18 protein-coding genes and 1 pseudogene are annotated in these 22,921 nt (G+C 66.9%); 7 read left to right on the plus strand and 12 right to left on the minus strand.

What is annotated here, in order from left to right; genetic code table 11:
• The first annotated feature begins 14 nt into the window (after positions 1–14).
• From A5780_RS18110 to A5780_RS18125, 4 genes are all read left to right on the plus strand, one after another.
• On the plus strand, positions 15–1,172 hold the full coding sequence (locus tag A5780_RS18110) for an acyl-CoA dehydrogenase family protein (RefSeq protein ID WP_064909044.1): 1,158 nt from the start codon (positions 15–17) through the stop codon (positions 1,170–1,172).
• 30 nt (positions 1,173–1,202) lie between these two features.
• A complete protein-coding gene (locus A5780_RS18115; RefSeq protein WP_064909045.1) occupies positions 1,203–1,958 on the plus strand; it encodes a GntR family transcriptional regulator in 756 nt (251 codons plus the stop codon).
• A 124-nt stretch (positions 1,959–2,082) separates the two neighbouring features.
• Complete coding sequence (locus tag A5780_RS18120; RefSeq protein WP_064909070.1) at positions 2,083–4,824, plus strand: branched-chain amino acid ABC transporter permease/ATP-binding protein; 2,742 nt, start codon at positions 2,083–2,085, stop codon at positions 4,822–4,824.
• Entirely contained in the window at positions 4,824–5,561 is a 738-nt protein-coding gene (locus A5780_RS18125) for an ABC transporter ATP-binding protein (RefSeq protein ID WP_064909046.1), read from the plus strand. Before A5780_RS18120 ends, A5780_RS18125 begins: the two co-directional genes overlap by 1 nt.
• A gap of 68 nt (positions 5,562–5,629) precedes the next feature.
• Here A5780_RS18125 and A5780_RS18130 read toward each other — a convergent pair whose 3' ends face one another.
• A complete protein-coding gene (locus A5780_RS18130) occupies positions 5,630–6,886 on the minus strand; it encodes an ABC transporter substrate-binding protein (RefSeq protein ID WP_156769545.1) in 1,257 nt (418 codons plus the stop codon).
• Positions 6,887–7,064: 178 nt separating this feature from the next.
• Complete coding sequence (locus A5780_RS18135; RefSeq protein WP_064909047.1) at positions 7,065–8,738, minus strand: FAD-dependent oxidoreductase; 1,674 nt, start codon at positions 8,736–8,738, stop codon at positions 7,065–7,067.
• Positions 8,739–8,959: 221 nt separating this feature from the next.
• On the opposite strand from A5780_RS18135, the gene A5780_RS18140 reads away from it, so the two are divergent.
• On the plus strand, positions 8,960–9,373 hold the full coding sequence (locus tag A5780_RS18140) for a hypothetical protein (protein WP_064909048.1): 414 nt from the start codon (positions 8,960–8,962) through the stop codon (positions 9,371–9,373).
• Positions 9,374–9,395: 22 nt separating this feature from the next.
• Here the strand turns inward: A5780_RS18140 and A5780_RS18145 are convergent, their stop codons facing one another.
• The 8 genes from A5780_RS18145 to A5780_RS18180 all read right to left on the minus strand — a co-directional run bounded on the left by A5780_RS18145 (position 9,396) and on the right by A5780_RS18180 (position 17,680).
• Positions 9,396–10,061, minus strand: coding sequence for an ATP/GTP-binding protein (locus A5780_RS18145; protein WP_064909049.1), 666 nt, complete (start codon positions 10,059–10,061; stop codon positions 9,396–9,398).
• Positions 10,042–10,419, minus strand: coding sequence for a DUF742 domain-containing protein (locus A5780_RS18150; protein ID WP_064909050.1), 378 nt, complete (start codon positions 10,417–10,419; stop codon positions 10,042–10,044). The genes A5780_RS18145 and A5780_RS18150 overlap by 20 nt, the downstream gene beginning before the upstream one ends.
• Positions 10,416–10,835 (minus strand): roadblock/LC7 domain-containing protein, encoded by a 420-nt coding sequence (locus A5780_RS18155; RefSeq protein WP_064909051.1) that lies wholly within the window; start codon positions 10,833–10,835, stop codon positions 10,416–10,418. Before A5780_RS18155 ends, A5780_RS18150 begins: the two co-directional genes overlap by 4 nt.
• Positions 10,832–13,252: a nitrate- and nitrite sensing domain-containing protein gene (locus tag A5780_RS18160; RefSeq protein ID WP_231983000.1), complete on the minus strand. Its 2,421-nt coding sequence runs from the start codon at positions 13,250–13,252 to the stop codon at positions 10,832–10,834. Before A5780_RS18160 ends, A5780_RS18155 begins: the two co-directional genes overlap by 4 nt.
• A 105-nt stretch (positions 13,253–13,357) precedes the next feature.
• Entirely contained in the window at positions 13,358–13,915 is a 558-nt protein-coding gene (locus A5780_RS18165; RefSeq protein WP_064909052.1) for a DoxX family protein, read from the minus strand.
• 98 nt (positions 13,916–14,013) lie between these two features.
• Positions 14,014–15,018, minus strand: a complete 1,005-nt coding sequence (locus A5780_RS18170; RefSeq protein ID WP_064909053.1) for a Rieske 2Fe-2S domain-containing protein — start codon at positions 15,016–15,018, stop codon at positions 14,014–14,016.
• Positions 15,019–15,324: 306 nt separating this feature from the next.
• The gene (locus A5780_RS18175) at positions 15,325–16,446 is read right to left on the minus strand and encodes an acyl-CoA dehydrogenase family protein (protein ID WP_064909054.1); all 1,122 of its coding nucleotides are present in this window, start codon (positions 16,444–16,446) and stop codon (positions 15,325–15,327) included.
• Positions 16,447–16,450: 4 nt separating this feature from the next.
• On the minus strand, positions 16,451–17,680 hold the full coding sequence (locus tag A5780_RS18180; RefSeq protein WP_064909055.1) for an acyl-CoA dehydrogenase family protein: 1,230 nt from the start codon (positions 17,678–17,680) through the stop codon (positions 16,451–16,453).
• Between the two features lie 264 nt (positions 17,681–17,944).
• On the opposite strand from A5780_RS18180, the gene A5780_RS18185 reads away from it, so the two are divergent.
• Complete coding sequence (locus A5780_RS18185; RefSeq protein ID WP_064909073.1) at positions 17,945–20,329, plus strand: CoA transferase; 2,385 nt, start codon at positions 17,945–17,947, stop codon at positions 20,327–20,329.
• Between the two features lie 81 nt (positions 20,330–20,410).
• Here the strand turns inward: A5780_RS18185 and A5780_RS18190 are convergent, their stop codons facing one another.
• Together A5780_RS18190 and A5780_RS18195 are read right to left on the minus strand one after the other, a co-directional pair.
• Positions 20,411–21,343, minus strand: a complete 933-nt coding sequence (locus tag A5780_RS18190) for a LysR family transcriptional regulator (RefSeq protein ID WP_255407256.1) — start codon at positions 21,341–21,343, stop codon at positions 20,411–20,413.
• Complete coding sequence (locus A5780_RS18195) at positions 21,328–22,407, minus strand: enoyl-CoA hydratase-related protein (protein ID WP_082976545.1); 1,080 nt, start codon at positions 22,405–22,407, stop codon at positions 21,328–21,330. Before A5780_RS18195 ends, A5780_RS18190 begins: the two co-directional genes overlap by 16 nt.
• On the opposite strand from A5780_RS18195, the pseudogene A5780_RS18200 reads away from it, so the two are divergent.
• Positions 22,327–22,921, plus strand: a pseudogene (locus A5780_RS18200) (acetyl-CoA acetyltransferase); the annotation flags it as partial. The gene A5780_RS18195 and the pseudogene A5780_RS18200 overlap by 81 nt on opposite strands.

A 22,921-nucleotide genomic window follows, 5' to 3' on the forward strand; every position in this document is an offset into this window, starting at 1 on the left:
CTGGAGGAGACGACGTGAACCACGGATGGCTGAACAGTGAGGAGGTCTTGCTCGTCGAGACCGTCCGGGCCTTCATCGACCGGGAGGTCAAGCCGAAGGTACAGGAGTTCGAGCACGCCAACCGCTATCCGGAGGAGTGGATCGAGCAGATGAAGCGGATCGGCATCTACGGCTTGGCGGTGCCCGAGGAATACGGCGGCACTCCGGTGTCGATGCCCTGCTACGTCCAGGTCACCGAGGAATTGGCGCGTGGCTGGATGAGCCTGGCCGGGGCGATGGGCGGACATACCGTGGTCGCGAAACTACTGACCCTCTTCGGCACCGACGCACAACGGCAGGCCTACCTGCCACGGATGGCCACCGGTGAGTTGCGCGCGACGATGGCGCTGACCGAACCGGGCGGCGGCTCGGACCTGCAGGCGATGACCACCCAGGCCAGACGCGACGGCGACGAGCTGGTCATCACCGGAGCCAAGACCTGGATCAGCAACGCGCGCCGGTCCGGGCTGATCGCGCTGCTGTGCAAGACCGATCCGGCGGCGGTACCACGGCATTCGGGTATCTCGATCGTCCTGGTGGAGCACGGTCCCGGCCTGACCGTCTCGCGTGATCTGCCCAAGCTTGGCTACAAGGGCGTGGAGAGCTGCGAGCTGTCGTTCGACAACTATCGTGCGCCGGTGTCGGCGATCCTCGGCGGTGCGCCCGGTCAGGGATTCGCACAGATGATGAAGGGGCTCGAGACGGGCCGCATCCAGGTCGCCTCGCGGGCGCTGGGCGTGGCCGCGGCGGCGCTCGAGGATGCGCTGGCCTACTCCCAGGATCGGGAGAGCTTCGGTAAGCCGATCTGGAAGCACCAGTCGATCGGCAACTATCTGGCGGATATGGCGACCAAACTGACCGCGGCGCGGCAACTGACTCGCTATGCGGCCGAACAGTCCGACCGCGGGGAGCGCTGCGATATGGAAGCGGGAATGGCCAAGTTGTTCGCCTCCGAGGTCGCCATGGACATCGCGTTGAACGCGGTGCGGATCCACGGCGGATACGGGTACTCGACCGAATACGACGCCGAGCGTTACTTCCGCGACGCCCCGCTGATGATTGTCGGCGAGGGCACCAACGAGATCCAGCGCAATGTCATCGCCGGTCAGCTCGTCGCGCGCGGCGGTATCTGAGCCGTCGGCGGTCCGTAGGATCTGTTTCCCATGAGGCGGGACAGGGTGGAGTCGGAACCGGCGTACCGGGCGGTGGCGCGCAGTGTGCGGGCGGAACTCGCGGCCGGCCGCTACGCCGGTGGAGTGGCACTGCCGACCGAAATGGAACTGGCACAGCGACATCGGGTCAGCCGCCACACCGTGCGCCGCGCGTTCCAGGATCTGGTCGCGGCGGGGGAGGTGTACCGGGTGGCCGGGCGCGGTACCTTCGCCACCGGCGCCGAACAGCGGTATCTGCGGCAGTTCGGTTCGATCGAAGACCTCATGCAGTTGTCGTCGGACACCACCATGCAGGTGCGGTCGGGGCTGCGTCGCCGGGTCGACATCGAGGCGGCCAGCCGGCTCCGGCTCGACACCGATGTGGTGTACACGGTGGTCTTCGTCCGCCTGCACGACGGAGTGCCGTTCGTGTGCACGACCGTGCATCTACCCGAGCCGATCGCCCGCTCGGTGGCCGCGGCGCCCGAGCTGGCCGACGGCGCATCCAGTCCCTACACCGTGATCGGACTGCTGGAACCGCACCTGAACAGCCCGATCGTCGAGGCCGCGCAATCGATCACGGTGGCCGCGGCCACCCCGGCGACCGCCGCCGAACTCGGCTGCGCACCCGGACATCCGATGTTGCGCGTGGACCGGCTGTACTCCGATGCCGGCGGCGCGGCGGTGGAATTGTCGGTGAGCCAATTTCTGCCCGAGCACTACACCTACCGCGTGACACTACGGCGATCGGGTGTCACCCCGGCTTGATCGCCCCGCACAATATAGCTCAAAACGATCAATCATCTACCTATTCGATGATACCGTGACCTGCGGCCGGACCATCAAGCATCATCCGCGCCGGCTCGACAGTGCCCCGGAGGATCGTTCTGGAATGACTCAACATGTGGTGTTTCTGTTGCTCGGTCTGGGCAACGGCGCGGTATTCGGGGCCCTGGCCCTGGCCGTTGTCCTGACCTATCGCAGCTCGGGTGTGGTGAACTTCGCCTCCGGCGCGATAGCGCTCTACACGGCCTATGTCTACGCCTACCTGCGCGAGGGCAAATTCCTGCTGCTGGTGCCCGGTCTGCCGACATCGATCACATTCGGTGACGGGCTGGCGATGTGGCCGGCACTGCTGCTGTCCATCGTGATCGCCGCGGTGCTGGGTGCGTTGCTGTACGTAGTGATCTTCCGGCCGCTGCGGTCCGCGCCCGCGGTCGCGCGCGCGGTGGCCGCGCTCGGAGTCTCGCTGGTGCCCGCCGGTCTGGTGGCCGTCGAACTCGGCACCGATCCGATCAATGTGGACCCGATATTCCCGGCGACCATCTGGCGCAACGGCGATCTGCGGATCTCGGCGGATCGGCTGTATTTCGCGGTCGCGATCCTGGTCCTCGCGATCGTGCTGTCGCTGATCTTCAAGTACACGAAGTTCGGCCTGGCCACCCGCGCCTGCGCCGAGACCGAGCGCGGCGCCTACATCAGCGGTATCTCACCCGATCGCGTCGCGGTCTACAACTGGATGCTCAGCTCGGCCGTGGCCGGGCTCTCCGGCATCCTGATCGCCCCGATCGTGCCGTTGGTGCCCGTCGCCTACACGCTGTTCATCGTGCCGGCGCTGGCTGCGGCCGTGGTCGCCCGCTTCGAATACGTCGTGGTGGCGGTGATCGCCGGACTGGCGGTCGGCGCCCTGCAATCGGAGGCGCAGTATCTCGCCTCCAAACACGCCGCGCTGCCCTCGAGTGGGCTTCCCGAGTTGGTGCCGCTGGTATTGATTCTGGTCGTACTCCTCATCAGATCGCGGCCGCTCCCGGCGCGGGGGGCGATCATTCTGCGAAGTCTGGGCAAAGCGCCGCGACCCCGGCGCATCCTGCCGACGACCGTGCTGATGGTGGTGGTCGCCGCGGTGGCGCTGGTGGTTCTGCACGACCGCTACCGCACCGGCCTGATCATCAGTCTGATCATGGCGATCATCGCGTTGTCGACCGTGGTCGTCACCGGCTATGCGGGCCAGGTGTCGCTGGCGCAGTTGACGATCGCGGGTGTCGCCGGATTCATCCTCGGCCCGATCAGCACCTCGTGGCATATTCCGTTCCCGCTCGCCCCGCTGTGCGCCGCGCTCGTGGCCACCGCGCTCGGCGTGCTGGTCGGCCTGCCGGCGCTGCGCATCCGCGGACTCACCGTGGCGGTGGCGACATTGGCCATGGCCTATGCGGTGGAAGCACTCTGGTTCCGGAATGTGGATCTGGTCGGCTCGTCGGGTGTCGCGAGCGGCTCGCCCTCGTTGTTCGGCTGGGATCTGGGAATCGGTTCCGGGCACGGGTATCCGCGGTTGAGTTTCGCGTTCCTGTGCCTGTTCGTGCTCGTAGTGGTCGCACTCGGCGTGGCATATCTGCGCAGGAGTTCGCTCGGGTCGCAGATGCTGGCCGTGCGGGCCAACGAACGCGCCGCCGCGGCCGCGGGGGTCAGCGTGGTGCGCGTCAAGATCGTCGCCTTCGCCATCGCGGCGTTCATCGCCGGAATCGGCGGTGCGATGCTGGCCTATCAGGGGCAGACCGTCACCTTCGACGCGTTCTCGGCATTGAACAGCCTCGTGCTGTTCGGCACCGTGTACTTGGCGGGGACGACATCGGTCGCCGGTGGCCTGCTCGCGGGCGTGCTGGCGGCCAACGGCCTGGTGTTCATCGTCGTCGACGAAGTCTTCTCCGCACACGGCTGGTATCCGGTGGTGGCGAGCATCCTGCTGATCTTCACCGTGATCCTCAATCCGGACGGAATCGTCGGGCCCTTCCACACGCTCGTGGCCCGCCGACGGGGCGGGGCGAGGGTCGAGAAGGCCGGGGCCGCAGTCGGTTCCGTGCCACCGCGGGCGGCCGCGCCGGTCGTGGCGATCGATTCCGGCGCGCCCACGGCTCTGGAATTGCGTGATGTGTCGGTGCATTACGGCGGCGTGGTCGCGATCGACGACATCTGCCTGTCGATTCCCCGCGGCGCGATCGTGGGGCTCATCGGACCCAACGGCGCCGGCAAGACCACGCTGATCGACGCGATCAGCGGCTTTGCCGATCACACGGGCGCGGTGCTGCTGGGCACCGAGAACATCGACGCGATGCCCCCGCACCAGCGCATCCGGGCCGGATTGGGCCGGACCTTCCAAGCCGTCGAACTATACGACGACCTGGATGTGCAGGAGAACGTGCGCGTCGGATTGACCGCAGGCCGGCGCCGTGGCGGCGGTGACGATCAGAAGCTGAGCCGCGTACTGGATCTGCTCGGCCTGTCCGAGGTGCGCGCCCGCCTGGCGGGTGAGCTCTCCCAAGGGCAGCGCCAGCTGGTGTCGATCGCGCGAGCGCTGGTCGGATCGCCGGATGTGCTGTTGCTCGACGAACCGGCCGGCGGGCTGGACACCAATGAGAGCCAGTGGCTGGGCGATCGTCTTCGCGATGTCCGCGACAGCGGGGTCACCATCGTCATGGTCGATCACGACATGGGATTGGTACTCGGACTCTGCGACCGCATCCATGTGCTCGACTTCGGCAAGGTCATCGCCTCGGGCGCGGCCGAGGACATCCGCACCGACCGCGTCGTCGCACAAGCTTACCTGGGCAGCGCGCACACCAGTGGATTGGCGATCTGATGACTGAAACGACTTCTGCCGCACCGGCATTCGAATGCAGCGGACTGGTCGCCGGGCACGGTTCGGTCGCCGTGGTCCGCGATATCGGACTGCGCCTGGACGCCGGGACGGTGCTGGCCGTCCTCGGCCCGAACGGCGCCGGCAAGACCACGATGATGGAGACGATGGCCGGTCTGCTGCCGCGCCTGGGCGGGGAGGTCCGCGTCGGCGGCACCGCGCTGCCCAGTGGGAAGCCCGCCGCCGCCAACCGGGCCGGACTGGCCCTGGTACCCGACTGCCGGGACCTGTTCACCACCTTGACGGTGGCACAGAATCTGCAGCTTGCGCACAGGCGCGGTGGACCCGGCGTCGACGCGTGCCTGGAGATGTTCCCGGCCTTGGCGAAACGGTTGAACGTGGCCGCGGGCGCGCTGTCCGGAGGCGAGCAGCAGATGCTCGCGGTGGCCCGGGCGCTGGCGCAGAACCCCGCGGTACTGCTGATCGACGAGATGAGCATGGGATTGGCGCCGGTGATCGTCGAGAATCTGCTCCCCGTGGTGCGCCGCGTGGCCGAGGAAACCTCGGCGGTGGTGATTCTGGTGGAGCAACATGTGCGGCTGGCGCTCGAGGTTGCCGACGAGGCGATCGTGCTGGTGCACGGTGATGTCCGGCTGCGAGGACCGGCCACGGAGTTGATCGACGATCCCGACCGGATCGAGGCCGCCTACCTCGGCGAGATCGGGACCGCGCCGGCGTAAGCGCAACCGGAAATAGTTCGGCCGCCTCCGGATTCGGAGGCGGCCGAAGTCGTGTTCGCCGAAGGTGGTCAGCGGCCGGGCATCGAATACAGCTTGGCGTCCGCGGCGACGCGGCGGTAGTTCGACAGGGTCCCGGCCTTGTCGGCGGTAGCCATGATGCCGTCGGTGCTGCAGATATTCGGCGACAATGCGATCTGCTTACCGTTGCACTGGAACATGACGCCGCCCGAGAGCGGGTATTCCGTCGCCGGCGCCGATTGCAGAGTGCTGGTCACGGTCGCAGGGGTTGGTTCCGAAATCTTGGCGGCATTCAGCGCATCGACCATGCCCAGCACTGGCGAGTAGCCGAAGGCCGCGGTGGAGCCGAATTTCGCACCGTCGCCGTATTTGCCCAGGACGCTCGCGAAGAGTTTGCCGTCGGGCCGGTCCTTGCTGAGGTCGGTGGTGGTGACCACGTTGATGTCCTGGTACCCGCCGGGGATGGCGCTCGCGCCTCCCGGCGTGATGCAGCGGTCGATGATGGTGGTCTTCACGCTCGGGTCGACGGTCTTGATCGCCTTGAGGGCGCTGGTGCAGAAGGTGTCGTTGCCGACGACGGTGTAGAGGTCGGGATGTTCGCCATCGGCGGCGGCGATCTGCGGGGTCATATCGGCGGTGCCCGGAGGCACCGCTGTCACGTTCAGGCCCACGCCGGCGTTGCCGTAGAGCAGCGCGCCGATCTGGCGGGCAGGCCCCTCCGCGGCCGGCACGCCGATGACGACGAGGTCGGCCTTCTTCACGCCGTCGGCCTTGGCCTGTGCGGCGGGCGTCCCGAAGTAGGACAGCCCGTTCAACAGCATGAACACCCCTGGCGTCTGCAACGCCGCCTGAGTACTCGCGGTGTGGGTGACCAACGGGATTTTGGCCGCGGCCAGAGGCGCTATCGTCGCATCGATCTGACCTTCGACACCTTCGACCACAGCCGCCACGTCAGCCGCCACCATCTGATTCGCGCAATCGGTCGCGGTCGCGGGCTGGCCGAGGCTCTCGCACACCTTGAGCGTGATCGGATGGCCGCCGAGACCGCCGAGATAGTCGTTGGCGTAGGCCACCGCCGCGCGGGCCCCCTTGATCTCGTCGGTGTTGTCGATCGCCGGCGATTTTCCCTCGCTGATGAAGCCGATGGTGACCGGCGAGCCGGCGGCTTTGTTCGGTGAACCTGCGATCGGCTCGGCCGAGGGGGTCGAATCCGACGTCGACGACGAGCTACACGCGGTAGCCACCGCGAGGGCCGCGGCGATCATCAGTGGCGCTGCGATGCGCCCGGGGGTCCGTGGACAGTGCACTTCAATCTCCAATCGTGATCCTGGCGACCCCGTGCAGCCGGGGCGGATGAACAGATGCGGCACGGACGTGCCTCTGCCAGGGATTTGATGCTATCCGATAGATGATTGAACTGATCGTGCTTTTCGGGTCAGGATGCGAAAAATAGTTGAATAATTTTGTTCGAAGTGCGTCGAGTGGTCAGTGCCCGCGTGATGCGGCCAGCATCTCGGCCACCGAGACGAATTTGACCCGGGGGCGGCCTTGCCGCTTGCCGAGTTCGCGTTCCGCGGCGTCGATGGCGCGCCAACCGGTGCCGTCGACCAGTTCTGGGCGGCGCTCTGCCAGCAGGGCATGCAGGGCCCGGCGGTCGTGGCGGGGTGCGGGCAACATGCCGGCGGCGAAGTCGTCCAGCAGACCGGCCACCGTCTCCTGGGCACACGCCTTGTTCGTACCGATCACTCCGCGCGGCCCGCGTTTGATCCACCCGGTCACGTAGACGCCGGTCACGGGATCGCCTTCGGCGGTGACCACCCGGCCCCGTTCGTTCGGCACGATATGCCGAGACTCGTCGAAGGGCAGGTCCGGTACGGGCTGCCCGCGATACCCGACCGAGCGCAGCACCAGCGAGGTCGCGATCGTCTCGGTACAATCGGTCGGCCGGGGGGTCAGCTCGCCGCCGGATTCGGCCAACTCGTTGCGCACGATCGTAAGCCCGTCGACCCGATCGGTCCCGAGGATCTCCACCGGTGAGGTCAGGTACCGGAACACGATCCGTTTGTGACCGGGGTGCTGTGCCTGCTGCGAGTACTCCCGGGCCAGCTCGACCTTGAGTAGGGTCGACGGCTCGGTGCCGGGATCGTCGAGGACGGCCTGGCTGGCCGAATCGAGTTTGAGCTCGGATTCGTCGATGATCACATCAACGCCTGGCAACCGTTGCAGGGCAAGAAATTCCGGCGAGGTGTAGGCCGCCTGGACCGGGCCGCGACGGCCCAGCAGAACCACCTCGCGGATCGTACTGTCACGCAGGGCTGCCAGGGCGTGATCGGCGATATCGGTGCGGGCGAGCTCCTCGGGGTCGAGTGTGAGCACGCGCGCGATATCGAGTGCCACATTGCCGTTCCCGACGATGACAGCGCGCTCACCCGACAGGTCGAAGACGCGATCCGCGTAGTCGGGATGGCCGTTGTACCAGGCCACGAACTCGCCCGCGGAATGGCTGCCGGGCAGCGATTCGCCGGGGATGCCGAGACTGCGGTCGGCCGATGCTCCCACCGCGTAGATCACCGCATGGTGGTGATCCATCAATTCGGCATGCGAAATGTGTTCGCCGACTTCGACATTGAGCAGATAGCGGAAGCCGGCGTGGCGGGCCGCGGCCTCGAACGTCGTGGTGATCGCCTTGGTTCCCGCGTGGTCGGGGGCGACACCGGCTCGCACCAGTCCGTGTGGCGAGGGTAACCGGTCGATCACCTCCACCTCGGCGTCGGCGCGGCGCATCAGCTCCTCGGCGGCATAGGCCGCGGCCGGTCCCGCTCCGACGATCGCCACGCGCAGGGTGCCGAGCTCCTTGGCGACCCGGCCGGGGGGCGCCGGCTGGATCATCTTCGCGTCCAGCGGGTGCCGCTCGAAGTAGCCGGCGTTGATGTCGGTGTAACGTTGCAGGCCCTCGGGCAGCTCGTCCTCGGAATAGATCGCGTCGACCGGGCAGGCATCGGCGCACGCGCCACAGTCGATACACGTCTGCGGGTCGATGTAGAGCATCTCCGCAGTGGCGAAATCCGGGTCCTCGGGCCGCGGCCGAATGCAGTCGACCGGGCACTCCGACAAGCAGCTCGCATCATTGCAGCATCTCTGCGTCACTACGAAGGCCATGGTGCGAGGTCCTCACATTCCCTGTGTCGCAACAACTTCGGTACGTCAGCAGGCTGTCTGCCGATCGTCCGGATATGGTTCGCGACTAGTCCATACGGTTTATTGAGTCAACCTATTGTACTATATCGTACAGGGCTGTCGGCTCGCGGGCGGTGCGCGCAGGAGCCGCCGCGACATGTGCCGTGCGTCGACGAGCCGAAACCGACAGGCGGTGTGCTCACGTGGACGTGGCGACAATCTGGACCACCCGGTGGTCCCCCTCGGTGTGGACCGGTGCCATGCGGCTGATGATCGAACTGGGCCGTCAGGTCTGTGCGCTGGACATGCCCTCGGGTATCGGCGGGCCGATCGAGTCGGCGGCGCGGTCGAAAGGGTGGACCGTCCCGGTGTTCGAGTACCGGCCCGGTCAATGGTTGGTGTTCGCCACACCGGACCGGCCGGTCGCAGAATCGGAACGCCGCGGTTTGCGACAGGCGGGGGTGACCGCGCTGGACACCGGGACGTTGGAGTTGCCGATGCCGGGAGCCAACAGCCCGTATTGGCACCGGCACCTGCATTCGGTCCGGCCGGTGCCCTCACGCTCGCAGCTGGTGAGCCTGGTTCTCAGCGCCACGACCGGCAGTCGGCCCGAATAATCGCCGTGGAGTATCCACGCGCTTAGCCGCCGGACCGCAGACCCTCACGGGGTGCCGGTGGCCCGGTCGAATGCCAGGGGGCGTGCGGAGCCGGGGCCCCGGCGGCCCGCGCGGCCCCGCCGATGAGGTACTCCATCAACGTGATGAGCATGGCCTTGGCGGACTCGCGACGGCGGGCGTCGCACAGCATGACAGGCACATGGTCGGCGAGGTCGAGGGCGTCGCGGACATCCTCGGTCGTGTAGCGAGGTGCGCCGTCGAAGCAGTTGACACCGACGACGAACGGCAAACCGCGACGCTCGAAGAAGTCGACGGCGGCGAAACTGCTGTCGAGCCGTCGGGTATCGGCCAGCACGACCGCCCCGAGGGCGCCGAGGGCCAGTTCGTCCCACATGAACCAGAACCGGTCCTGCCCGGGCGTGCCGAATACGTAGAGCACCAACTCGGGGGAGATGGTGATGCGACCGAAGTCCATGGCGACGGTCGTGGTCGTCTTCGACTCGACCCCGGACAGATCGTCGATATCGCGCGAGAGTTCGGTGACGACTTCCTCGGTGCGCAATGGGACGATCTCGCTGACGGCACCGACCATGGTGGTCTTGCCGACACCGAAACCGCCGGCGACGAGGATCTTCACCGAGGCGGCCAGGGCGGGCCGTTCGTCGGGGTCAAAGGTTGCGGATGCCATCCAATACCGTTCGCAGAAGGTCGAGGTTGTGGAGTCCGGTGTCGGTCACGGGGGACACCGACCGGCAGATGAGGTGGCCGTCGGCGAGCAGATCGCTGAGCAGGATTTTCGTCACCATCAGCGGAAGACGCAGGGCGGCAGAGACTTCGGCAACCGACTGTGGTGCCTGGCACAGACGCATGATGTCGCGATATTCGGGTTCGCGCCGACGCAGGCCGGCCGTGGTGTCGACCGCCAGGACGAGGGTGATCATGTCCAGGTCCGCTCGTGGACTGCGGGTGCGTCCGCGCGTTAGTGCATAAGAACGTACGAGGGGTCCGGCCTCGTCCTCGTACCACGAGGCGCGCGGACCGGTCACGAGCTCGGGTCGCCCATGCGGCCGAAGCCCCGGCGGGGTGCGGCGGAAAGATAGGTGCCCACCCGGTGCACGGTCTGGTTGATCTCGTAGGCGACCATGCCCATGTTGGCAGTCTCGTCGGTGAGCAACGCCAGACAGGCATTGGGCCCCGCCGCCGTGGCGAACATGACGGCATGGTCGAGCTCGATGACGGTTTGTCGGACAGTGCCACCGGTGAAGCGGTGCCCGGCGCTGCGCGCCAGGCCGTGCAGTGTCGCGGCCATCGCGGCGAAGTGCTCGGCGTCCTCGACCGGCATGAGGGTGGAGCGGCCGAGCAGTAGACCGTCGGTGGACAGCACCACGGCGTGGCGGACGCCGGGAATGTGCGCGACGAGGTCGTCGAGGAGCCAGTCGAGGTTGCGGGTGGGCGTCGTCATTGGGAGCCTTCGGGTTCGCAGGGGGCGGTGTCGGGGCGCCAGCGGCGGCCTTGGCGCGTGCCGTTCTCGATGGCCGACATCAGATTTCGTGCTTGATCGGCGGACCGCGGGCGCGGCGGTGCGTCGGTGGCGCGGGAGGTGGACGGGGCCGGTGCCTGGGCCAGTTCCGGCGCCAGGCTCTGCTGGCGGCGTCGGCGCGGTAGCGGCGGCTTGTCGGCGCCGTGCGGACGGGCGGGGGACGGATCGTGGAACGACGGCGACACCGTGCTCGGTCCGCGGCCGGGATCCGGCGCCGGGTAGGCCGCGGCGGTGTATTGATCCGGGGATGCCGGGCGGTGCGCTGGTACCTGAGGGGGCGGTGCGAGATCGGCCCGGGCGGTCGCGGCCGGTCCCGCAGGAACGTCGGCCCAGGTATCACCATGCCCGGCTGCGATGGGCGGCGCGACCGGGCCGGTCGGCCGATGATCGTTGTGCGCCGTCTCGGTGGCGATCAGCTGGGACGGGATGACCACGATGGCTCGAATGCCGCCGTAGTGCGATTCGGCCAGGCGCACCGAGATGTTGTGCCTGGCCGCCAGCAGTGCGACCACGAACAGTCCGAGCCGGGAATCATCCGACAGGCTCGTCACACTGAAATCCGGTGGGTTGGAGAGGGTTTCGTTCATCCGCTGGATGTCGTCGTCCGCCATGCCCAGACCTTGGTCGGAGACCTCGACCAGGATGCCCTTACCCACGACATTGCCGGTGACCTCGACTGTGGATCCGGGCGGGGAGAAGGACGTCGCATTGTCCATCAGCTCGGCCAGCAGGTGGACGAGGTCGGCGACGGCGGTGCCGGCCACCGATCCGTCGGGGACACGGCCGACCTGCACGCGGGCGTAGTCCTCGGTTTCGGCGACCGCGCTGCGTACCAGATCGAGTAACGGAACCGGGTTGCGCCACTGGCGGCCGGGCTGACCCCCGCCCAGAATGATGAGATTCTCCGCGTTACGCCGCTCCCGGGTGGCCAGGTGGTCGAGTTTGAACAGCAGCTCCAACTGGACGGGATCTTCGAGTTCGCGTTCGGCTTGGTCGAGTACTTCCAGCTGGCGGTGGATCACCAGCTGGCTGCGATAGGCGATATTGAGGAACAGCGCGTTGACCGCTGTCCGGGTTCTCGCCTCCGAGACTGCCGCGGCGACCGCCGCCATCTGCGCGCGGTTGAACGCCTCGGCGACCTGACCCACCTCGTCGGTGCCGAAATCGAGCCGCAAGATGTCGGTGTCTAGGTCGACCGTGCGGCCCGTATGGAGCTGTTCGGTGATCCGGGGGAGTTGGTCGTCGGCGAGCGCGAGCGTTTCCTGGCGTAGTCGGCGCAGGCGCCGGATGGTGCGGGTCGCCAGCCCGGCCGCGATCAGGAAGGCGACCACGGAGACCACCAGTACCGCCCCGCCGCCCAGCAGCGAATTGCGGGCGGTAACCTTGCCGTGATCGGTCGCCGACCGCAGGGCATAGTGGTTCTGGTTCTGCCACAGGTCGATCAGCGTATTGCCGACCTGCGCGGCCGCATCTTGCCAGTCGGCCACGCTCAGAGGAAGCGGAGCGGGCTCGCTCGTGTCATGGGCCTTGGCGCTGGTTGCCGACGGCGATTGCTGGGAGACGCCGCGTTGTATGAGGGCGTCCTCCATCATCGCGAGCCGTCGCCACGGATCGCTCTTGGTCAGAGCCCGTAAGGTTGCTTGCGCCCCGGGGTTGAGCTGCGGTTGGAGATTGGCGAGCTCGCTTCGGTAGAAGCCGACCTGGCGGCTGTATTCGAGGAGCTGTTCGGCCGACAGGCCATTGCCGATGACTGCGGCCGCGGCGAGCGCATTGCCCTTCGACATCGCCTCGGCAGCGTGAAAAAGCCTGGCCGCGTTGGATTCCTCGGCCGCTGTCTCCGAAGTCGGTGCCGCTCTGGTCAGCAGTTCCATCCCACCCGCCGCCACCTGGGTGAGACGGTTGAAATAGGAGTACGCCTCGTCGGCGGACAATGTTCCGGCGTCGGCGCGCTGGCGAACAGTCGGTAGCTGGGAGGTGAGCGATCGGGCCGCGTCCAGGGCGCCGTCGAAGCTGCCGTCCATGCTGCTGATGCGCTGACCGGCGGCGATGATCGTATGGATCGCGCCGTCCACGCGCGCCCGCTGGGCCGTGAGCTCGCCGGCGTGCTGCGTGTCGCCGCCGATCTCGAGCAGTGTCAGCCGTCGTTCGTTCTGCGCTTGGACCGCGAACTCCATACCGGGCGCGGTATTGCGGTCGATCTCTGCTGCCCAGTTTTCACTGTGGCGACCCTGTATCAGAAGCGAGGCGGCAACCCACATCCCGACGAGTAGCAGTGCCAGGCTCGGCACCAGTGCGATCGACAGAATTTGGCCTCGGACACCGAGTTTGGCCTTGAACACCGGCACAGACTAACTCGACCACCCGCGTTTATCAGCGAGATGAGCATAATTATCTTACTAAAAATTGGGCAGGTCGGAAGTGATCCGGAGGCGACCTGGTTCGGCTCAGGAATCTGCCGTGGCGACGTCTGCTGCCGCGTCGTCCGGCGGTGCGGGCCGGTAACACAGCGTCAGCAGCGCCCCGGCCGCCGCGGAGCCCAGCGCCGCAGCTGCCACGGCGGGCCGCAGCCCGCTACGCCGGCGGCCACGGAGCCCGTCGATGGAGAACCTGCCGTGGCCCAGGCCGGCAAGCGCGACCGCCGTCCCGGCGACCACGCCGAGGTATTCCCATCCGCCTTTGAATACGAAGAATCCTTTGCCCCGATGATCGGTCGCGGCGGCGACCGACATCAGGCCGACCGTCGCCGCCGCCGGCAGCGGATTAGCCAGTCCGAGAACGAGTCCCGTGCCCGCGGCGATCTCCCCGGCAGCAGCCATCCGGGCGTGTACGGCGGCCGGTCGCAGGCCGAGGGAGCCGAACCAGCGTGTCGTGCCCTCGATGCCGCCGGGGCCGGCGATCTTGTTCCAGCCGTGTGCAATGAGCATCGGTCCGAGCGTGGCGCGCAGCGCGATCGCGGCGATATCCGCCGACCGGTCGGAGCGGGTGCGGGACAGTGAGGTCATACCGTGCTTCCTTGTCGAAATACCGTGGGGACTCTCCGTGTTGCTTCCCGACTTCTCGGCCCCGGTTTCCCATGCCTCGCGGGCGACCGGATACACGCTCATACCGGCGCCGCGGCGGAGTTCGGATCGCCGGGCGCCGTCTCGGGATAGAAGCGGGTCGCCCAGGTGCGCAGCCGCCGGAAGCCCGCGGCTTCGGAGGGGGCCAGGCCCGGAGGGTCCATGTACTTCTGGTGTTCCCAGATCGCGATGTCGTCGGGCAGGGCCAGTTTGGCATGGGCCAGCCGCTCGTCGTATCGTCCGTTGTCCTTGTCGATCCAGTACGTGGCGAAGATGTCGGTGGTGGTGTCGTCGACCGGTGTGGGGCAGATTGCGATAACTCGGATTCCGTCGGCGGTGACCTCGCCGTTGAAGCTCAGACCGATGCCCGACCACAGAATTTCGATCGTATTCGACGTATCTTCGGCCCTGTCCACGCCGTCGCTCCAGCGACGGCCGAATCCGACCTTGGACTGCCAGCGCGCGCCCTGGACGGTCTCGCGGAGAACGACCGGTGCGTGGGGAGTGTGGTGTACGAATCTGAAATGCCAAGGGTCGACGGCATTTTCGGCGATCACCTGAGGGTGGACGTGAACTCCGGCGTGGCGCGACCGAGCCTGTTCGGTGAGCGGAAAATAGTCGACGCGGGCAATGTGGTCGCCGAGCGCGGGGAATGCGTCGGGGACTTCCCAGCTCGGCGGCCTGCCCTCGGAATCGTGCCAGATGTAGATCGACTCGTTGCGCTCGGTGACCGGCCACGCCCGCACGCGCCGGACCCGGTTGGGCTTGTCGTGGTACGGAATGTGCGTATTGCGCCCGTCGCCGTTCCATCTCCACCCGTGGAAGGGGCACTGAATATCATTGCCCACCACGCACCCACCGTGGCCCAGATGAGCGCCCAGATGCCGGCAGTGGGCGTCGAGAACTCGGACGTGGCAATCGTTTCCGCGGAATGCCACGAGTTCGGTGCCGAAATAGTGCAGGGCCTTGACCTCGCCGTCCCCGAGGTCCGCAGACCACGCGACCTGGAACCAGCCCGTGGGCCGAGTCGACGGAAGTTCGGTCATCTCGGACTCCTTTCGAATACGCCTACCATGTCATCGCTTGACAATGTAGTCAAAAATGATGCTTCCGGCGGTACATTCGACAGGCTCGTATGGTTGAGTCCCCACTGTCAGAGGGGTATAGGTTCGTTCGGATGAAGTTGACTACTCTGACAAATATGGGCTGAGGGCCGGTCATCGAGAGTTGAGCGGTCCGTATGTCGAACGATGCCCTCTGTGCTCGCGGCGCGACAAACTCTGTGCCGCGCCGCATTTCGGTCACAGTCGGCGGTTCGCGCCGCTACGGCTCGAGAACTTCGGCGATGGCTGCTAAATGCCGATCCGCTGGGCCAATCTCGCGCGGTGCGTGCCGGCGTCGCCGAGCAGCAGTTCCGATGATCGCGCGCGCTTGAAATACAGATGGGCGGGCACTTCCCAGGTGAAGCCCATGCCCCCGTGGAATTGGATGTTCTGGTGCGTTGCGGTGACGAACGCTTCGCTGCAATAGGCTCGGGCCAGCGACGCCGCCGCGGGCAGTTCCTCGTTGTCCGCAGCTGCCGCGGCCAGCGCGTAGTAGGCGGCTGACTTCGCGGACTCGACTTCGATCAGGACGTCGGCGGCCATGTGCTTGAGGGCTTGGAAGGCGCCGATCACCTGACCGAACTGCACGCGTGTCTTGAGGTAGGCGGTCGACATGTCCAACGCGGCCTCGGCGCCGCCGACCTGCTCGGCGGCCAGTGCGACGGCGGCGAAATCCAGCACCCGTTCCAGCACCTGCCGGCCGCCGCCTTCGGCGCCGATCAGGCGTGCCGGGGTCGAGTCCAGCTCCACCACCGCGAGCTTGCGGGTCTGGTCGAGGGTGATGGACGGCGTGCGGACGATCGCACTGTCGGTGGTATCGATCGCGAACAGTGAAATGCCGGTTGCGGTGCGGGCGGGCACGATGATCAGCTGGGCGTGCGCACCGTCGAGGACGTACTGCTGGGTACCGTTCAAGGTCCAGCCGTCGGGGTCGTGCGTCGCGCGCACCGTGACGTCGTCGGGGTTCCAGCATCCGTGATCCACGATCAGAGCCACCGTGGCGATCAGCGACCCGTCGGCGATCGCGGGAAGGTACTGCTCCTTGGCTTCTTCGTCGCCCGACTCGAGCAGGGTGGTGGCGGCCAGCACCACCGTCGAGAAGAAGGGGGCGCACAACAGTGCGCGTCCGGTCTCCTCGAGCACGATGCCCAGTTCGATCCAGCCGGCGCCCTGACCGCCGTACTGCTCCGGAATTGCGAGACCCTGCAGTCCGAGATCGCGTGCCATCTGGGTCCATATCACGGGGTCGTACCCCTCGTCGGTGGCCATGAGCCGGCGCACCTCCGTCTCGGTCGACTTTTCCCGCACGTAGTCGCGAACGAGCGCGCGTAACTGGTTCTGCTCGTCGGTGAATGTTGCGAACAACGTCATTCTCCTAGTTCCCGTCCTGCACGGCGGTGCCGCCCTTGCGTACGTCTCGGAACGGCACGCCCCGGTCGGGCTCGTGGCCCTTCGGCAGCCCGAGGATGCGCTCGCCGATGATGTTGCGTTGAATCTGATCGGTGCCGCCGCCGATCGAATTGATGAACGACCACATCATTTGATGGTCGACCTCGTAGGCTTGTTTGTCGCTCTCGTCGTAGAGAAGTCCGCGCGCACCCAGCAACCGGAAGCGAAGGCCCCAGGCGGAGTGCAGAATCCGTGATTTCGCGAGCTTGCCCAGTGAGGCCAACGAGGAACCTCCGCCCGCTTCGATCTGTTTTTTCGCCCGAACGGCGTTCCAGTCGTTCACCAGCCGCCAGGAGTGGATGCGCATGATCTCCTGCCGGACGGCCTCGTCGCCGAGTTTGCCGGCCGCCCGAGCCGCGGCGACCAGGTCACCGGATGCGGTGAAGATCGCTGGTCGAGCATTGTCATCGCGTGTGGGCGCTCCGATCTCGAAGCCCATCGTGCGGCGCTCTTCCTTGAGTGCTGTCTGCAGCACTCGCCAGCCGTCGTTCAGTTCGCCGATGAGCGCGCTTGCCGGAACACGGACGTCGGTGAGGAAGACTTCGTTGAAATCCGATTCGCCGGTCATCTGCTTGATCGGGCGAACCTCGATCCCGGGCAGGTCCATGGGAATGATGAAGAAGCTGATGCCGGCGTGCTTGGGCCGGTCCCAGTCGGTGCGGGCGAGCAGCAGCGCGCAATCGGCCTCATGGCCGCCGGTGGTCCAGATCTTCTGACCATTGACGATGAACACATCGTCGTGCTGGTCGGCGCGGGTCTGTAGCCCGGCGAGGTCCGAGCCGTTGCTCGGCTCGCTGTACAGCAGGCAACCGCGGCTCCATTCCCCGGACAGGAGTTTCGGCAGAATGTCGCGCTTCATCTGCGCCGAGCCGAACTCGACGATCGTGTTTCCCGCGAGTGCGGTGAACCCCCGGTGCTCGACGGCGGCCCCGCGTGCGCCGGCGGCGCGGAATTCGTCGCGTACCGTCTTCGCGTCCGGCCGGGACAGACCGCGGCCGAACGAATCCCTGGGCCAGGTCGGCGCCGCCCACCCCGACTCGACGACGCGGGCGCGCCAGGCGCTGTCGTCGGTGCCGTGCCAATTGTCCGCCAGCCAGGAACGGACCTCCTCGGCAAGGGCGTGTGGTGTTGTCGGTGGCCCTTCGGCTTTCGTCATGCTGCCCTCTCGAATTCGTCACTGCGTCGTGCTGTTCGTCCTCGACGCTCTCACCATCCGAGCGAGCCGTAAACGACCGGCCCGCTCACGGACAGATGAGCCGACGGGACATGTGCCGGTGTCCTTATCTGTGATGTACAACTCGGTTCTCCGGCACCAGCATCGGTAGTGCAGCCCGTGGTTTCCGCATCGGACGCCATCGCCGAACAGGCTCTCGGGCAAAACATCTCGTACGAACCGACATGGGAGTTGGCCTTGAGCGACATCACCCCCAGCTACGATCCGCCGCTGCTCGGAGTCCGAGTCGTGGACCTCGTGTCCGGGCCCATGCAGGGCGTCGGCCGCCTCCTCATCGATCTGGGCGCAACGGTCGTCAGGGTTCGGCTCGCCGGCGTCAACGACGACTCCGGCTTCGGTCCAGTGGTCGGCGGGATCGCGCTCGGCAGTGCGATTGCCGCGCGTGGAGCCGGCGCGGTCACGATCGATCCGGCCACCGATGCCGGGCGCTCGGAATGGGAGAATGTGCTTGCCGCATCGGACATCCTGATCGAGAACACGGCGCCGGGTAGTTCCGCCGAAGCCACACTCGCGATACCGGAGATCACCACAACTCATCCGTCGCTCGTGGTGCTGTCCATCAGTGACTTCGGCCGTGACAACGACTTCAGCCGGTGGCAGGCCACCACACCGGTCATCCATGCCCTCACCAGCGAGTTGTCCCGCTCCGGCCTCCCTGGCCGGGCCCCGCTGATGCCGCCGGGGGAGCTGCCCTATGACGTCGCAGCCGCCCAGGCGGCGTTCGAGGCGCTGAGCATGTATGTCGACCGGCTGCGCACCGGTTCGGGGTGCCGGATCGATTTCTCCGTACTCGACGGTGCGATGCAAGCACTCGATCCCGCCTACGGCATGACCGGCAGCGCGTCGGCCGGAGTACCGCTGAGTTCGCTTCCGCGGGGTCGTGCGGACGAGCGGTACAAGTACCCCATCATCGCGTGCAAGGACGGGTTCGTACGGATCTGCGTACTGGCCCAGCGGCAGTGGCGTGGCATGTTCGAGTGGATGGGACGCCCGGAGGAATTCGCGGACCCGAAGTACGACAAACTCCTGGTCCGATTCAAATCACCGGACCTGTTACCTGCCATCGGGCGGCACTTCGCCGACAAGACGCGGACGGAACTCGAGCAGCAGGGACAGGAATACGGGGTCCCCACGGCGAGCGTGCTGACGCCGGACGAGGCGCTGGCCACCGAGCAGATCAGGTCACGGGGCTTCCTGCGTGAGGTCGAACTGGCGCCCGGTGTGATCGTGCCGGTGCCGGCGGGGGCCATGGAGATCGACGGTGCGCGGGCCTGGGTGGACACCGCACCGGAGACCACAGCGGAACAACGACCGCGAGGCGACATCCTGGCCGCCCGCCCCCGCACTCGTCCGGGGTTGCCGCTCGACGGTATCCGAGTCCTCGATTTCGGCGTGATCGTGGTGGGTGGTGACACCGGCCGGCTGTTCGGCGATCTCGGTGCCGATGTCATCAAGATCGAGAATTCCGCCTTCATCGACGGTGCGCGAGGCGCCCAGGGCCCAGCCGGGATGACGCCGGGTTTCGCGGCCGGGCACCGCAACAAGCGCAGCATCGGAATCGATCTGCGCAACCCCGCCGGCCAGAAACTGGTGCGGCAACTGGTTCGCTCCGCCGATATCGTATTGACGAATTTCAAACCGGGCGTTATGAATTCGCTCGGGCTGGATTACGGCTCACTCGAAGACGTGAATCCCGGAATCGTGGTCGTGGACAGTTCCGCGTTCGGGCCCACCGGCCCGTGGTCGCGCCGCCTGGGCTACGGCCCGTTGGTGCGCGCGGCCACCGGCTGCACCGCTCGGTGGGTCTATCCGGATGATCCGGGTTCCTTCAGTGACGCGATCACGGTATATCCCGACCACGTCTGCGCTCGTATCGGTGCGCTGGGCGCGTTGGCTCTGCTGATCCGCCGGGAACGCACCCGGCTCGGCGGGTCGGTCAGTGTCGCCCAGTCCGAGGTGATGCTCGGTCACTTCGCGCCCGTGATCGCGGCCGGTCACCTGCTCGAAGGCGGGCTACCGCAGGCGGATGTTCTCGAGCGGGATGCGCCGTGGGGGCTGTTCCCGGCTGCCGGCGACGACGAGTGGCTCGCCGTCACGGTCCGCGACGATACGGATTGGGCCGCACTGTGCTCGGCGATCGGGCGCACCGACCTGCTGGACGACGAGGCGCTGTCCACCGCTGCCGATCGCCACGCGCAGCGGGACCGCATCGACACCGCGCTCGCGAAATGGACACGCGAGCACGCACCTTCGGATGCGATGAAGTTGCTGCAGGAGGCGGGCGTTCCCGCCGGTGCGATGCTGCGCGGCGCCGATCTGCCCGATTGGGCCTACTGCAAGCAGCGGGGCGCGTTCCGCGAAGAACGTCATCCCCGCGGGCGTGAGCCGTACGTGCTGGAGAACGTGCAGATTCACGCCGACCCTGTGGCTGAGCCGCCGTATGGACCGGCGCCGTTGCTCGGGGAGCAGACCCGCCGGATCGCTGAGGATCTGCTCGGCCTCGACGAGGACCAGATCGACGATCTGCTGCGGAAGGGTGTGCTCGAGATCGCGGTGCCCCGGACCTCCTGATCGTTGGGCGGCCGACGGCCCAGCCGCCGGCCGACGGCCCAGCCGGTCTCCGCCCCCCGAGCCCGTACCGGCTGGTAAGTGTCACGCCGCGTCGAAGGTCTCCGTCAGTTCGTCGATGGCCGCCCGGAGTGCGGGATGCTGCTCCGGGCGGTCGCGCGACCACGCGAGCGCGAGTTGTCCCGGTTTCCACCGCTGGTCGTCGATGGGGATCAACTTGAACTGTGGTGGCGAGAAGACCCGGCCGAGAATGGAATCGGGAGCGTAGGCGATCAGCAGGACCAGTCGCCTGCTCCGTACCTGGGCCGCGAGTTCGACCTCACTCGCGCGGCTGCCGGCGGCTTCCACGACTCGCCCGACACCGCTGGAGTTGAGGCGGCGGGTCAGCGTCGCCATAGCCAGGGGGTTGGCTCGTGCGATGTCCACGGCTACCTCGCGATCCCGCAGATCATCGATCGTGATGACTTCGCGCGCGGCCAAAGGATCGTCGTTGCGTACCGCGATGCCGCTTCGGTACCGGGAGATCACGCGGAAGTCGACTCGGGATTCGGGACACGGCAAATGGATCAGGCCGAGGTCGAGATGGCCGGCGACCAGGTGGGCAGCAACCTCCGCGGCGGAGCCGGGAATACTGAATTGCGTTGGCGCAGCGGTTAATTGGTAGACCGCATCCTCGAAGGCGTACAGGAAATCGGAGGGCGCGAATGCCGTCGCACCGACGCGCAGCGGCCCGGCGCTCCCAGCGATCTTGCTCGCGGTCGCTCGGAGCTCGGTCACCATGTCGAGAATGCGGTGAGCCGGCTCGACCAGCGCCGCGCCGAGTGGTGTCAGCCTCACGTCGTGGTAGCTGCGCGCGAACAACTCGCCGCCGAGCTCGCGCTCCAGCAGTTTGATCTGCTTGCTCAGCGGTGGCGGCGTGATGTGCAAACGGTCGGCCGCGCGTTTGAAGTGCAATTCTTCGGCGACCGCCACGAAGTACTTCAGACGGGTGAAGTCTATGCTCACCGATTGCGCCATACGGGCCGTCGCTTCTGCGCGAAGGCGGTCATTCCTTCGACGCTGTCTTCGCTGAGCAGGAGTGCGTCGAGCGCCGGCGAGAGGTGGGTGACGGCGTCGAGGGTATCGGCGATGCCGGCGGTCTCGCTCATGATCTGCAGTGAGGCGCGCACGGAAGTGGGGCTGCCGTCGAGAATCTCGGCTGCCAACGCGCGGGCTCCCGCCATCGCGGTACCGGGGGCCACCACACGGTTGACCAAACCGTAGGAGCGGGCTTCGGCGGCGGTGATGCGTTTGCCGGTGAGGATCATCTCGTTGGCGAGCTTCGCCGGTATCGCACGCGGCAGCCGTACCAGCCCGCCCGCCCCGGCAGCGAGGCCGACTTTCACTTCGGACAGCGCGAACGTCGCGGTCTCGTCGGCGACGATGAGATGGCAGGCGAGTGCTATTTCGCACCCGCCCCCCATGGCGAAACCGTTGACCGCGGCGATGACTGGTTTCGTCATATCCCGGCGGCTGGTCAGCCCGCCGAACCCGTTCTTGGGCACCCATACGGATTTCCCGGACGCGGAGTAGACGAGGTCGTTTCCGGCCGAGAATGCCTTGTCCCCGGCGCCGGTCAGGATGGCTACCCAGAGGTCCGGATCGGCGAAGTAGGCGTCGAAGATCTCGTCGAGTTCCTCGTTGGCCGGCGGGTGCAGGCTGTTGCGCACCTCGGGCCGGTTGATGGTGATCTCGAGCAGATGACCGTCGCGACGGACCGACACGTGTTCGTAGTTCTCGCGCAGCACCTTCGGCCGAGGTGGGAACAGTTCGTTCATCCGGGCCTGGTCCGTGGTCACCCGGTTTCCGAAACCGAACGAGCGGACGTAGACGCGGGTGCCGATCGGTTCGGCGGTACCGAGCCGACCGAGAATCTCCTCGTCGCCTTGCTGGGTCATGGCGACGAAGCGGCGGGCATCGGCCTCGAGGCGCCCGATCACCACACCGGTGCGTTCACCGTTGCGGCCGTACTTCTCATGTCCGTGGCGGCCGCCCGGCGTCTCGGCGTTCCGGAAGAGCGCTGGGTGTTCCTGCACGGCCATGCCGATCTGCGCGAGCCCGCACTGATGGACCGCGAGGACCTCTCCTGCGCGCCGGCGTCGGTCATGGCGGTCCGGCACGCGCTGGAAGTCGCGGGGATCGAGCTGGACGAGATCGCGACGTTCGATCTGTACAGTTGCTTCCCCATCGCGGTATCCAACATCTGCGACGGCCTGGATCTGGCGCCGGACGATCCGCGCGGACTGACCCTCACCGGGGGCTTGCCCTTCTTCGGCGGCGCGGGCAACAACTACTCCATGCACGCCATCGCCGAAACTGTGAACCGGTTACGTGCCCGACCGGGCACCTTCGGTCTGGTGGGTGCCAACGGAGGCACTCTGAGCAAGTATTCGGTCGGCATCTACTCGACCGCTCCCGCCCCGTGGCGTGCCGACCGTAGCGCGGAACTGCAGGCCGATATCGATGCGTGGCCTACCCCTGAGCAGGCAGTCAAGCCGCGCAACGACAAAGGCCCCTCGCCCGCCGTCGCCGGATTCGACGGCAAGGCCACCGCCT

The organism is Nocardia sp. 852002-20019_SCH5090214 (genome assembly GCF_001665865.1).
Classification (GTDB): Bacteria; Actinomycetota; Actinomycetes; order Mycobacteriales; family Mycobacteriaceae; genus Nocardia; species Nocardia nova.